This is a genomic window from Halomonas bluephagenesis (genome assembly GCF_054790765.1).
The window spans coordinates 2,111,941-2,125,599 of sequence record NZ_CP133631.1 but is presented as its reverse complement, the minus strand read 5'-3'; the positions used below and the strand labels follow the sequence as shown (position 1 = coordinate 2,125,599).

At 53.8% G+C, this 13,659-nt stretch carries 10 protein-coding genes; 5 read left to right on the top strand and 5 right to left on the bottom strand.

Annotation, left to right across the window (positions count from 1 at the left end; translation table 11 throughout):
- Positions 1-50 precede the first annotated feature (50 nt).
- Positions 51-587 (bottom strand): gamma carbonic anhydrase family protein, encoded by a 537-nt coding sequence (locus REH51_RS09375; protein ID WP_009724999.1) that lies wholly within the window; start codon positions 585-587, stop codon positions 51-53.
- Positions 588-630: 43 nt separating this feature from the next.
- Positions 631-1,971, bottom strand: coding sequence for a sodium-dependent transporter (locus REH51_RS09370; protein ID WP_498935510.1), 1,341 nt, complete (start codon positions 1,969-1,971; stop codon positions 631-633).
- Positions 1,972-2,195: 224 nt separating this feature from the next.
- Between REH51_RS09370 and prlC the strand changes: the two genes are divergently transcribed.
- The 4 genes from prlC to REH51_RS09350 all read left to right on the top strand — a co-directional run bounded on the left by prlC (position 2,196) and on the right by REH51_RS09350 (position 8,207).
- Entirely contained in the window at positions 2,196-4,244 is a 2,049-nt protein-coding gene (prlC, locus tag REH51_RS09365) for an oligopeptidase A (RefSeq protein WP_009725001.1), read from the top strand.
- Between the two features lie 62 nt (positions 4,245-4,306).
- Positions 4,307-4,558 (top strand): YheV family putative zinc ribbon protein, encoded by a 252-nt coding sequence (locus REH51_RS09360; RefSeq protein ID WP_009725002.1) that lies wholly within the window; start codon positions 4,307-4,309, stop codon positions 4,556-4,558.
- 372 nt (positions 4,559-4,930) lie between these two features.
- Positions 4,931-5,911: a TAXI family TRAP transporter solute-binding subunit gene (locus tag REH51_RS09355; protein WP_009725004.1), complete on the top strand. Its 981-nt coding sequence runs from the start codon at positions 4,931-4,933 to the stop codon at positions 5,909-5,911.
- Between the two features lie 97 nt (positions 5,912-6,008).
- Complete coding sequence (locus tag REH51_RS09350; protein WP_009725005.1) at positions 6,009-8,207, top strand: TRAP transporter permease; 2,199 nt, start codon at positions 6,009-6,011, stop codon at positions 8,205-8,207.
- Positions 8,208-8,325: 118 nt separating this feature from the next.
- On the opposite strand, the gene metF is transcribed toward REH51_RS09350, so the two are convergent.
- Entirely contained in the window at positions 8,326-9,168 is an 843-nt protein-coding gene (gene metF, locus REH51_RS09345) for a methylenetetrahydrofolate reductase [NAD(P)H] (RefSeq protein ID WP_009725006.1), read from the bottom strand.
- Between the two features lie 197 nt (positions 9,169-9,365).
- Between metF and REH51_RS09340 the strand changes: the two genes are divergently transcribed.
- Positions 9,366-10,301, top strand: coding sequence for an AEC family transporter (locus REH51_RS09340; protein ID WP_009725007.1), 936 nt, complete (start codon positions 9,366-9,368; stop codon positions 10,299-10,301).
- Here the strand turns inward: REH51_RS09340 and ligB are convergent.
- Positions 10,298-12,043 carry an NAD-dependent DNA ligase LigB gene (ligB, locus tag REH51_RS09335; RefSeq protein WP_009725008.1) on the bottom strand — a complete coding sequence of 582 codons (1,746 nt, stop codon included), beginning with the start codon at positions 12,041-12,043 and terminating at the stop codon, positions 10,298-10,300. The genes REH51_RS09340 and ligB overlap by 4 nt on opposite strands.
- 184 nt (positions 12,044-12,227) lie before the next feature.
- On the bottom strand, positions 12,228-13,448 hold the full coding sequence (gene metK / locus REH51_RS09330) for a methionine adenosyltransferase (protein ID WP_498935507.1): 1,221 nt from the start codon (positions 13,446-13,448) through the stop codon (positions 12,228-12,230).
- Positions 13,449-13,659: the final 211 nt, after the last annotated feature.

Here is a 13,659-nt window from a genome sequence, read left to right as displayed (position 1 = left end):
TTAAGAAAAAAGAGTGTTAGGCCAACTGCTTAGCGCCTGCATGAAGAAATTTACTGAGCGAGGAACTGATCTTTTAACTTAACGTAGTTACCTGCCGTGTAAGGAAAGAAAGCGCGCTCTTTATCTTTAAGTGGACGCAACGCTTTAGCCGGATTGCCGGCATATACATGGCCACTTTCCAAACGCTTGCCTGGCGTTACTACCGCGCCAGCAGCAATAATCACCTCATCCTCGACAACCGCCCCATCCATTACAATCGCCCCCATACCCACCAGAATGCGGCTACCCAGCGTACAGCCATGCAAAATCGCTTTATGGCCAATGGTGACATCATCACCAATCGTCAGTGGAAAGCCATCAGGATTGAAATCGCTGGCATGGGTAATATGCAGCACGCTGCCATCCTGCACGCTAGTGCGAGCACCAATGCGGATCTGATGCATATCACCCCGGATCACGGTCATCGGCCAGACCGAGCAGTCATCGCCCAGCTCTACATCACCAATCACTACGCTGGCGGGGTCGATATAAACCCGCTCACCCAGGCGGGGCAAAACACCTTGAAAGGGCCGTAGGGCATTGCTCATTGCACTCTCCTGCTTAACGCTATTGGATTTAAATATTCAAGGACTATAGCAACCCGCCGAGCAATACAATAAACGTCAGCGGAATCGACACCCAGCGTACAATATTACGCCAGAGCACATAGCCACTCTCCCCAACACCCAATGCCTGCACAACCTGCGTTCGGGGCATCACCCATGCCGCAAAGATAGCAATTAATAACCCACCCATAGGCAAGAAAATATCAGGTGGAATACTGCTGACTAGCTCAAACACATTGCGTCCAAACAACGGTCTGAAGTCGGCAAGGGTGGAAAACGAAAACGCCGAAAGCAGCCCTAACAGCCATACACTCAGCGCCACGACGGCCGTTGACACACTGCGCCGCCAGCCAAGCCCTTGCAACGTCGCCACCATTGGCTCAGCGAGGTTAATCGCCGAGGTCCAGTTAGCCAATAAGAGCAGCAAAAAGAACACACTTAACCAAAATGCTCCCCAGGGCAGCTCAGAAAAAGCGATAGGCAACGTCACAAACATCAGCCCAGGGCCATCAGCGGGGTCCATACCTTGGGCAAATACCACCGAAAAGATTGCAATCCCGGCTAACAAAGCCACGCTGATATCCAGCATTGCAACCGCAAACGCTGCCTTCGGAAGGCTCTGCTCATCAGGCATATAAGCCCCATAAGCCATTAGCGCGCAGGCCCCTACCGCAAGGGTAAAAAATGCATGCCCCATGGCGTGCAACACCACAGAGGTCGTTACGTCGCCAAACGACGGTAAAACCAGCCAAGAAAGCGCCGTACCAAACCCGTCTGTAGTCGTGGCATAACCGGCTAGTAGCAGCAATAACCCGTACAGCAGCGGCATCAATAGATTGTTCAGCCTTTCTAGGCCTTTGGCAACGCCTGCTGCCACCACCGTCATGGTCATAAATAGAAACAGTGAGTGGTTAAAAATCAGCAGGCCTGGGTTTGCCAGAAACGCCTCGAAACCCGCGCCTATTTCTGCGGCACTTGCGCCATCGAAATTCCCGTTTATCGAAGCGACTAAAAACTCAATCGACCATCCTGACACCACCGAGTAAAACGACAAAATACAGAAAACGGTGAATGCACCAAACACCCCTAACCAGCGCCAGTGTCGAGAAGCACCGGCTTCAGCGGCCAGCCTACTAAGCGCTTGCATAGGCCCACGACGCCCTGCCCGACCAATTAAAATCTCGGCCATCATCACAGGAATACCTAACAGCAGTACAAACGCCACATAGATCAGTAAAAATGCCGCGCCACCGTTCTCGCCTGCAACGTACGGGAAGCGCCAAATATTCCCCAATCCAACCGCAGCTCCCGTTACCGCTAAGATAAAGGCCCGCTTTGACCCCCAGCGCTCCAGCGTTTCACTCATCACTTGCTCCTGCCATTGGTGGCACTAGTTGGCAACACTAAAAGGCGGCAAGACTAGCAGGCGCTTACGCCCAGGCCAAACCCTGGCGTAAGCCTCAGTATTAACTCCAGACATTGAAACACACCCCGACCGCCCGCACTGTGTCATTATTATCGCGTTTTTTATGCGCCCCAAACGTGTTTTAAAACGTAACGAGTTAAAAAATTAATGCCTACGAGGTGCCTATGTCCCGCAATCCGTTGCTAGAGCCGCATGAGCTTCCCCCTTTCGCTGACATTCGCGCCGAACACGTCGTGCCCGCGGTGGAAACGCTGCTCAATGAGAGCCGTGAAGCCATTGATCGACTCGCTCAGCAGGCCGCTACAGCGCCACCGAGTTGGGATAGCTTTGCTGCACCGCTAGAGGCCGTCAATGACCGGCTTACCCAAGCGTGGTCGCCCATCTCACATCTCAACGGCACAATGAACACACCCGAGCTGCGGGAAGCTTATCAGGCATGCTTGGAACAGCTGTCAGCGTTTAGCACCTGGATGGGGCAACACGAAGGACTCTTTAAGGGCTGGCAAGCGCTTAAGCAGGGTGACGTATGGGCACAGTTAACGCCTGCTCAGCAGCGCACGGTGGAAAACGCTTTACGCGACTTCCGCTTGGCAGGTGTTGATTTACCCGCTGATAAAAAAGCCCGCTATGGCGAGATTCAAGCGCGCCTCTCCACCTTATCCAACCAGTTTTCTAACAACGTGCTGGACGCCACCCAAGCGTGGCATAAGGATATTAGCCACCTTGATGAACTTGCTGGCGTTCCCGAAAGCGCGCTTGATACGTTGAAAGCAACCGCCCAGGCAAAAGGCGTCGATGGTTACCGCATTACCCTTGATTTCCCCAGCTTTTTCCCCATTATCAGTTACGCTGACAACCGCGAATTGCGGCGCGAGGTATATACCGCATTTGTCACTCGCGCTTCCGATCAAGGCCCAGACACAGGCAAGTTCGATAACGCCCCCGTTCTTGAAGAGATTTTGGCACTTCGCCAAGAGCTTGCTCACCTGCTTGGCTTTAACACCTACGCCGATTACTCACTCACCACTAAGATGGCCGATTCTCCCGAGCAGGTGCTGGAATTTTTGAATGACCTAGCTCGCCGCGCCGTTCCCCAGGCCAAGGAAGAAGTCGCCGAGCTCAGCGACTATGCCCGTGAAGCATTAGGGATTGAGACGCTTGAGCCGTGGGATGTGCCCTATGCCAGCGAAAAACTGCGCGAGGCTCGTCACTCCATCTCACAAGAGCAGCTTCGTCCTTACTTCCCTGCGCCCAGGGTGGTGGATGGACTGTTCCAAGTAGTAGAACGTCTTTACGGCGTTCGCGTGGAAGCAGCCCCTGATGCGCCGAGTTATCACAGCGATGTTCAGTACTTCCGCATTACGGAACAAGGAAAGCCGATCGCCGGTTTCTATTTGGATTTGTACGCTCGCGAAAGCAAGCGCGGCGGAGCATGGATGGCCGATTGCCGAGTACGCCGCCAAACTGAAAACGGCCTACAGCTGCCAGTGGCATTTCTGACCTGTAACTTCACCGCCCCAGTGGGCGACAAACCCGCTCTGCTCACTCATGATGAAGTCACCACGCTGTTTCATGAGTTCGGCCATGGCTTGCATCACATGCTGACAAAACAGGATATCGCCGATATCTCTGGCATTAACGGCGTTGCTTGGGATGCGGTTGAACTGCCCAGCCAATTTATGGAGAACTACTGCTGGGAACGCGAAGGATTAGACCTACTCGCCAAGCATGTCGATACTGGAGAGCCACTGCCCGCTGAACTGTTAGGGCGTTTACAGGCAGCCAAGAACTTCCAGTCAGCAATGGGGATGGTGCGCCAAATAGAGTTTTCACTGTTCGACTTGCGCCTGCACCACGAGTTGGAAGCGCCAAGCGCCAGCGACGTTCAAACGCTATTGGACGACGTACGTAGCCACACCTCTGTCGTGCCTACCGTCGACTTTAACCGCTTCCAGAATAGCTTTAGCCATATTTTTTCAGGCGGCTATGCGGCTGGCTATTACAGCTACAAATGGGCGGAAGTGCTCTCTGCCGACGCTTGGAGCGCGTTCGAGGAGGCGGGTATTTTTGACCCTACCACAGGCCAACGCTTCCGCCAGGAAATTCTGGAACCAGGCGGCGTGAGAGATGCAGCCGAGCTATTTCACGCCTTCCGAGGCCGCGAGCCAAGTGTAGAGCCATTACTACGCCATAGCGGTATCCGCGCAGCCTGACGTTTACTTTCACTATTACTGGGTGCGGTACCTGCCTTGTTACCGCACCCTTGGAGCCTGTTATGTCGAGTGTGAAACGCTTTATTGCTGGGGTAACCTGCCCGCGCTGCGCGGCCATGGACCGAATTCGCGCCTGGGAGCAAAACAACATTCGCTACCGGGAATGCGTTAACTGCGATTTTTTCGAGCAGCTGCCGATTGAAGATGAGGCTGCGCCAGAGCTGACTACCCGCGTTAACCAGGTACGCGAAGAGCAAAAAACGCAAGATGTACAGCCCGTACGTATTCTCGACCCCGGCAAACCCAAACGTTAACTGCCCCCCCGCGCTTTTTAATTTAAGCCCTTACGGCGCTGGGGCCATTCCAGGCACTCCTCACTCCTCACTCCTCACTCCTCACTCCTCACTCCTCACTCCTCACTCCTCACTCCTCACTCCTCACTCCTCACTCATGGAAGTGTGCGAAAAACCACACACTAAATAGCACATGGTGTGCGAAACCCCAGACACTTAGCGGTTTTTTCATTTCAACCAAAGTTGAATAAGAAATCATTAAGTCACTGATTTTAATAATCAGGCTGTCTATTGGCATGACTATCGCTCTATGTAAATTGCTTAAGATAAAGCCACTGGCAGTGCCAACACACGCCAGACGATAATCCCAATAACAGTTTAGGAAACCTCGCCATGCGCAATATGATGCCTAAAACCGTCGCCCTTCTTGCCGGTAGCGCCTTGCTAGCAGCAGGCACAGCCCACGCAGACCGCTCAGAATGGCCCGATAACTTCACCGTCGGTACTGCAAGCCAAGGCGGCACCTACTTTGTTTACGGCTCCGGTTGGGCCAACTTTATTTCAGACGAACTGGGTGTGTCTGGCGGCGGCGAAGTCACTGGTGGCCCAACTCAGAACTTAGCACTGGTGCACAGCGGTGATATGGCCTTTGGCCTGACCACGATGGGCCCAGCGTCGGACGCTGTTAAAGGTGAAAGCCCGCTAGCGCCTGGCCTGGCAATGGACAATGTTTGTGCGCTGTTCCCGATGTATGAAACACCATTCTCTATTGCTGCACTTTCAAGCTCAGGCATTGAGTCTATCTCTGATATTCCTGATGGCGCACGCATCGGTTTCGGTCCGGCAGCGTCCACGTCAGACACTTATTTCCCCGCTATTCTCGAAACGCTGGGCGTAGAGTTTGATCGCCGTAACGGCGGGTGGTCTGATTTAGGTGGTCAGCTTCAGGATGGCCTGTTGGATGTGATCGCATTTGCAGCGGGTATCCCGATTCCTGCCGTTAGCCAGCTTGAAGTACAGACCGATGTGAACATCATTGAATTCAATGAAGATGAGCTAGTCACCGTGCTAGAAAACTTCCCGGTTGCTGAGTTCACTATCCCCGCTAGTACTTACACCACACTGGAAGAAGACGCTCGCGCTGTGTCTATGTGGAACTTCGCGATTGCTGGCTGTGATTTGCCGGAAGACTTTGTCTACGAAGTTACCAAAGCCACGATGGAAAATAATGACCGCATGCGCTCAGTACACCGCAGCGCAGAAACCACTATTCCGGAAAACATCGTCCATAACACCGTGCTACCTTTCCATCCGGGCGCTGCGCGCTGGTACGAAGAGAATGGCTACGACATCGCTGATGACATGATCAACTAAGCCAGAACCTCCTCACGCTGCCTCGTTTTCCGCTGGCCGGACGAGGCAGCGTTCGCTACCGCCTCTTTTTCTGCTTTTGCTGTGAGGGTGACCTCTGATGAGTCACAATACCGATCAAGACCCCAACGGCCTCAAGGATGATGCCCAAACTGCTTCATCGATACCCGAGTCAATCGCCGAGGGTGTCGATGAGGAGGTTGTCGAGTCCAACCGTCGCGTGTTTGTTGGTTGGCAATTCTTTTTATTTGCGGCACTGGCCATTGGCTATTCAAGCTTCCACCTGTTTTCGCTCAATGTGTATCCAATGGAAACCTGGTCGTTTCGCATTGTACATATTGCCGGTGCACTGGTTTTAGGGTACGGGCTGTTTGCCGGTGCGCGCTTTGCAGAAGATGATCAGCAGGCCTCCCCCGCTTGGCTCAAATGGGCCAGCTATGCACTGCTAGCGCCTGCGATCTATTCACTTATACAAGTCTTTTTGATGCAGCAAACACTCAATGGCGGTGCGATGCGCATTGATCCAAGCATTGAGACACTGCATTACGGCTATCCACTCATAGCCACCACGGCAGCAGCCATTGCCCTGTCTTGGTTCTATCGGCAGGCACGCCACCGCTTTAATCCCGCCGACCTCGTTTTAATGGTGTGTGCCATCGCCAGCGCTGCTTACTTGTTGATGGCCTTTAATACCAATATGCGCATGTCGACAGGCACCTCGTTTGCACCTCCCGGCATCTCCTGGGCGGCCATTGCAGGCTCATTGTTGATTCTAGAGCTTACTCGTCGGGTGGCTGGTTTAGCATTGGTGGTGATTTCAGCGGTTTTCCTGGTCTATGTCTTTGCTGGCCAGTATCTACCCGGTTTCCTAGGCTACCCAGGCTTGTCCGTGCAGCGCTTCTTCAGTCAGGTCTATACCGATGCGGGCATTCTTGGCCCAACGACGGCGGTGTCATCGACTTACATCATATTGTTTATTATTTTCGCGGCGTTTTTACAGGCCTCGAAAGTAGGTGATTACTTCGTCAATTTCGCGTTTGCAGCCGCTGGCCGTGCCCGTGGCGGCCCGGCGAAAGTATCTATTTTTGCTTCCGGTTTAATGGGCATGATCAACGGCACATCAGCGGGCAACGTGGTATCGACTGGCTCGCTTACCATCCCACTGATGAAAAAAGTCGGCTATCCGGCGCGCAGTGCTGGTGCCATTGAAGCAGCGGCCTCTACGGGTGGTCAGATTATGCCGCCCATCATGGGGGCGGGCGCCTTTATCATGGCGGAAGTCACCGGCATTCCTTATACAGAAATTGCGATTGCGGCGGTCATTCCAGCCATTCTTTACTTCGCCTCTATCTACTTTATGGTGGATTTTGAAGCGGCGCGTAAAGGCATGCGTGGCATGCGTAAAGATGAAATCCCGCTATTCTCCAAGCTGGTTAAACAAGTCTATCTATTCGCGCCCATTATCATTCTTATTGTCGCTCTCTTTATGGGCTACTCCGTCATTCGTGCCGGTACCCTAGCAACAGCATCAGCGGCAGTTGTTAGTTGGATCTCTCCCAATAAAATGGGTATTCGGGCTATTTTGAGAGCCCTCCAACTAGCGGGCACCATGTCGATTCAGATCATCGCGGTGTGTGCTTGTGCAGGTCTTATTGTTGGCGTTATATCACTGACGGGCGTCGGCGCACGCTTCTCATCACTACTGTTAGGCCTTGCCGGAGTTAGCCAGCTATTAGCGTTGGTCTTTGCGATGCTGATCAGTATCCTGCTCGGCATGGGCATGCCTACGACAGCAGCCTACGCGGTAGCGGCATCGGTGGTGGCCCCCGGCCTGATCAATATTGGTATCGAGCCGCTCGTCGCACACTTTTTCGTGTTCTACTTTGCGGTCGTGTCGGCCATTACGCCGCCAGTGGCGTTAGCATCTTACGCCGCCGCCGGTATTTCTGGGGATAACCCCATGGGCACATCGGTCGCTTCGTTCAAAATTGGGCTTGCTGCGTTTATCGTGCCGTTTATGTTCTTCTACAGCCCAGCCATGCTGATGGAAGGCTCTGCGATGCAGATACTTCGTGTCGGTGTGACCGCAACACTGGGTATCATCTTGCTTTCAGGCATGGTGCAAGCATGGTTCTTTGGGCCGGTAAACACCTTACAGCGTGTTGTCATGCTGGTCGGTGCGATGTTTATGATTTACGGCGGCATTTACAGCGATATTGCTGGCCTAGCCATTGGCGCAGCGCTGTTCATTATGCAGCGTAAGCAGCATGGCAATAAGGCAACACCCAGCACCACGTGACGGTGCAATCTGCTATTCACTTAATCATTAGCAGTTAACCGCCCAACGAAAACGCCCGCTCGAATGCTATCGAGCGGGCGTTCTTATTGATCACTAAGCTAGGTTCTTTAAGAACTCACTAGCCTCTCAGGTTATCAACAATTTTCAGTACGGGAGCTGCCTGATTAAGTGTGTAGAAGTGTAGACCAGGCGCACCGCCATCGAGTAAGCGCTCACACAAACGGCTAACAACATCGGTGCCAAAAGCGGCAATAGCGTCACTATCATCACCATAAGCTTCCAACTGCTTGCGAATCCAGCGGGGAATTTCTGCGCCACAGGCGTCTGAAAAACGCGCCAATTTGGTGTAGTTAGTGATCGGCATAATGCCAGGAATAATCGGCTGCTCGACGCCTAATGCCCGAGCTTTTTCAACAAAATGGAAGTAGGCATCCGCGGTAAAAAAGTACTGGGTGATGGCCATGTTGGCGCCAGCCTTCATTTTACGGGCAAAGTTTTCCACATCTTTGTCGAGATTGGGTGCCTGTGGATGAGATTCAGGATAGGCAGCCACCGCAATCTCAAAATGGTCACCGGTTTCTGCACGGATAAACTCGACCAGTTCGTTGGCGTAGCGCAGCTCACCAATGCTTCCCATGCCCGATGGCATGTCACCGCGTAGCGCCACTAAGCTGTCGACACCCTCTTCGCGATACTGCGCTAACAAGTCGCGCAGTTGCGCTTTTTCGCTGCCAATGCAGGAAAGGTGTGGCGCGGTCGTAATACCGCTTTGGCTAACTGTGCGCACAATATCGCGTGTACGTGCCTGGGTAGACCCACCGGCACCATAAGTGACTGAGAAAAAGCGTGGATGCCGAGCGGCCAGTTCATCGCGCACGTGCATTAACTTCTCTCTTCCCGCATCGGTATTGGGCGGAAAGAATTCAAAGCTAATACCTAACGGGTGCTCTTGACTGCTCATGGGACTTCCTCGCAAAGCGTTAACATCGTGATAATTTAGGTTATTCTCCTCTTTCCGCCGCGCTGGAGCTAATGAAAGATTCCACAGTCGGCCTTTAATTCGGCTCATGTTAGCTATTTACACAACTACTGAGTTACATAGGCAACTACTGAGCTATTTAAACAACAGCGTTGTCATCTAACGACTAGGATGCAGAAATGGATTTAGCGCCAAGTGCCCTAATGGGGCCACTGTTGATGTTATTGGGGTTTGTAGGATTGGGGTGGATTGCTGCACAGCGCTTAAAAATCGACCCACGCCCCATCGCCACACTACTGGTATACCTGATTGCACCACTCACCATTTTCCGCGCATTAATGAACGGCGGCCCAACAGCGGAGTATCTGCTATTAACGCTGGCGCTATTCATCCTGGTGAGCATCATGGCACTGACCGTACGCTGGTTTACCCAACACCGCTTCGGGCCTCAGGAGGGGGCGCTTTTAGCGTTCTCTTCTGGCACTGGCAATACCGGTTACTTTGGTCTGCCCGTGGCGCTAATTTTACTGCCGCCAGAAGGTGTCACGCTTTATCTCTTCTGCATGCTAGGGATTAATCTATATGAGTTTACGGTGGGATTTTACTTAAGTGCCCGCGGCCACTTTTCAATGCGCCAAAGTCTGATCAAAATTGTTCGACTGCCGCTGATTTATGCGTTTTTGTCTGCGCTGCTACTGAGCGCCCTCAACGTGACGCTTCCCAGCGCACTGATGAACTCGCTTGACGTTTTCCCCGCCACCTACACCTTGCTAGGCATGATGATTATTGGCATGACCCTTAGCCAGGTTACGCTTGATGCTTGGGACTCCCGCTTTGTTGCCACCTGCGTGGGCTTACGTTATCTGCTTTGGCCGCTGGTGATGCTAATCGTTGTTTTATTACTTCAAGCTCTGGGCCCACTTGCGCCAGAGCTCGGTATGGCATTGCTGTTGCTAGGCGTCGTGCCCATGGCCTCTAACGTAGTCGTCGTCGCCATGGAGCTAGGGATTCAACCGCAAAAAGGAGCATTGGCGGTGCTTACCACCACGCTATTAGCGCCATTACTGATTCCTCTCTATCTGCACCTCATGCTGCGTATTACCGGGCTAAGTTAAAAGCCTTCAACCCCCGCCAGCTTTAGCTGAGCGGCCATACGCTGCACGTCTGGATGGCTGAAAAATGCTATCAGCGCGTCAGCACGTACCGGGCCAACCCCGGGCTCTGCCTGCCAATCTGTGTGTGTGTAGCCTGCCAAGGTATCCCAATCCCCTAGCTGGGCGCTGCCACCTGGTGGCATCCCTAACGCCATTAACCACTGAGAATAGGAGGCCGCTTGTGCGGCCTGGAACTGAGCGACCAGGGCTGCTGAACGAACGTCGCCCACGCCGTGTGCTCGCTGAAGCTGTTCCGGCGTTGCTGCCAGCCAGCCCAGCAGTTCAGTCACAACCCCTGCCTCCATGAGCGCTTGCCAGGTACCTTCCCCAACACCCTGCATGTGTAACTGGTCGCTTAAAAAGGTAAGCCTCGCCAGCAACTGCGCATCGCAGCCCGTGGTGAGCGTAAAGCAACTTAATAGGTGATAACGCTCAGGGGAGGGCACGCCAAGAGCCACTCGCTCGTCGGCTTGCCAAACGACTTCCGTTACCTGGGGAATAGTGAGGCCTGCCAATGTTATGGCGATATGATCGCCTGGGCGCACGTCCCATGCTTCCCAGCGTTCCAGAGACCCCAGCGAAACACGACTGATGCGCCGTCCTTCTAGCGTCACTGGGTAGAGCCACAGTAACGGGGTCACACGTCCTGTTCGGCCAACGCGAAACTCGACACCGCGCACCTGTACTAACGCCTGCTGAGCGGGATATTTCCATGCAACCGCCCACTCCGGTGGCGACGATGACCAGCGCTGAACCCCAGGGCGCTCGGCCTGTTTCAGTACCACCCCATCGGTGGCAAACGGCAGAGGGCCGTTAAACCACGTATCCCGCCAAGCGGCAGCGTCATGCCGGGTATTGATAGGATGGGTGTAATCGGCGGTATCAAACCCTAATGCGGTCAGTTGACCGAGCCTTTCATTCATCGCAGCAGGACCATCTGGCCAGTCCCAGATAAACAGTCCGATCCGCTCACGGGTTTGGCGCGTAGGCGATTCCTGGGCCATGGCCCCGGCAACAGCGCCTCGTGCGCTAGATGCTCGGCGCTGCGACTGAATATGGCCATCCAATGTCCAGTAGAGTTCGCCTTGGAGTACGGCGGATAGCGGCGTTGGTAGCGTGTTTGGCACAGCAGGTAATTGCTGCACACGAGCCGTCCAGTTCTGCCCGCGTTCGCCGTCGCCACGGCTAACCGCTTCGACCAACACGCCCTCCTCGTAGCGCAGCGTTATCGCGACACCATCGACCTTAGGCTGAATCCAGAGGTCATCTCGGCGACTCATAAAGCGTCGCACACCATTATCGTCGGCTTTATTCAAACCCGTTTGCGCCACAGGGTGATCTAAGGTGCCATCGCTACGGGTCACCCTAGTCAGCGGGCGGTGCCGAGCCACTTCACCCAAGCAGGCTTGCCAGTTTGCTAGCCGAGCGACTGCTTGATCGTAAAGTTCATCGTTAATCAGTGATTCGCCCTGATCATGGTAGGCACTGTCCCAGCGGGCAACATGCTCTGCCAGTGTTTGGCTCTCTTGCGCCAGCCGTTCACGGGGCCAATCAGGGCACACGTTGGCCTGTGCGGATAAGGTGACACTCGGTAAGCACGCACTTAACAACACTGTGCTTAATAGCTTTGCTCTCCCCAATAGTGGTCTCAATAAAGCGGTGATCAGCAGCCATCGCTTGCATGCTTTTCTGTTGGTATCCATACGCTCTCTCTCGGCACCCTGTCGCGGCGCTTCCCTTTTTACTAGCAGCGTCTAATAAAACGCCAGATGAGAAGAGTGACCTTAGCGCATGGCGAAAAACAAACATTCAACGCAATAAAAAAGCCCCTTGGCATCAGCCAAGGGGCACGCTATAGACCTGCTTATATTGCCGTCACACGTCTTGTTACAAACCGGCAGCCTGACGCAGAGTGTCGGCTTTATCGGTTTTTTCCCATGGGAAGGCGGTAAAGGTTTCTGTATGTACTTGGCCTTTGTCGTCCACCCAGCTATAGCTGTGCTCAAACGGCTCACGCCCAAAGTGACCATAAGCAGACGTTAGGCGGTACATCGGATGTAGCAGGGCAAGCATTTTGGTAATCGCGTAAGGGCGCAGATCAAAGTGCTCACGCACTAGCTCGACAATTTTAACATCGTCGATTTTACCGGTGCCGAAGGTATCGATGGAAACCGACGTCGGCTCGGCAACGCCCATAGCGTAGGAAACCTGAATTTCGCACTTATCAGCAAGACCAGCGGCAACCACGTTTTTAGCCACGTAACGGCCCGCATAAGCAGCGCTGCGGTCAACTTTAGACGGATCCTTACCAGAGAAGGCTCCCCCGCCATGCCGCGCCATGCCGCCGTAGGTATCGACGATGATTTTACGCCCTGTTAAGCCGCAGTCGCCCACCGGGCCACCAATGACAAACTGACCGGTTGGGTTGATGTGGTACTGGGTATTCTCATCCAACCACTCAGCGGGAATCACCTGCTCGACGATTTCGCGCTTCACCATTTTACGCAGGTCATCTTGGCCGATTTCCGGGTCGTGCTGAGTAGACAAGACCACTGCGTCGACACCACAAGGCTTGCCTTCAGCGTTATAACGGAAGGTTACCTGGCTTTTGGCATCTGGGCGCAGCCACGGCAACAGGCCGTTTTTGCGCAGCTCCGCCTGACGTTCAACCAAACGGTGCGAGTAATGGATCGGCGCCGGCATAAACGAATCGGTTTCGTTAGTCGCGTAGCCAAACATCAAACCCTGATCGCCAGCACCCTGGTCTTCAGGTTTAGTGCGGTCGACGCCCTGAGCGATATCAACGCTCTGCTTGCCGATCAGGTTGATTACCCCACAGGTTGCGCCATCAAAACCCACACGAGATGAGGTGTAACCAATATCGGTAATCACATCACGCACCAGTGCTTCCAGATCAACCCACGCAGACGTGGTGATCTCACCGGCAATAATGGCAACGCCTGTTTTCACCATGGTTTCACAGGCAACGCGGGCCTGTTTATCTCGGGCGATAATGGCATCTAGTACCGCGTCGGAAATCTGGTCGGCAATCTTATCAGGATGCCCTTCTGAGACAGACTCGGAGGTAAACAGGGAATATTCGCTCATCGCGCTCTCGACCCTCTGTATGACGGCTGCAGAGTGACCGCAGCATCAGCAGGAAATCATGGCAGGGAGTTCAGTTCCCTGCCCATATATAGAAGCGGCACGACTATTTTCGCTACCACTTCGGGAGGCAGAGTCTACACGCTGTTGGGGGTTCTTCCCAGAACGTGGCTCTAGAATTTGCCGCCGCCGGGGAAGTCAGCGACAATAGCGC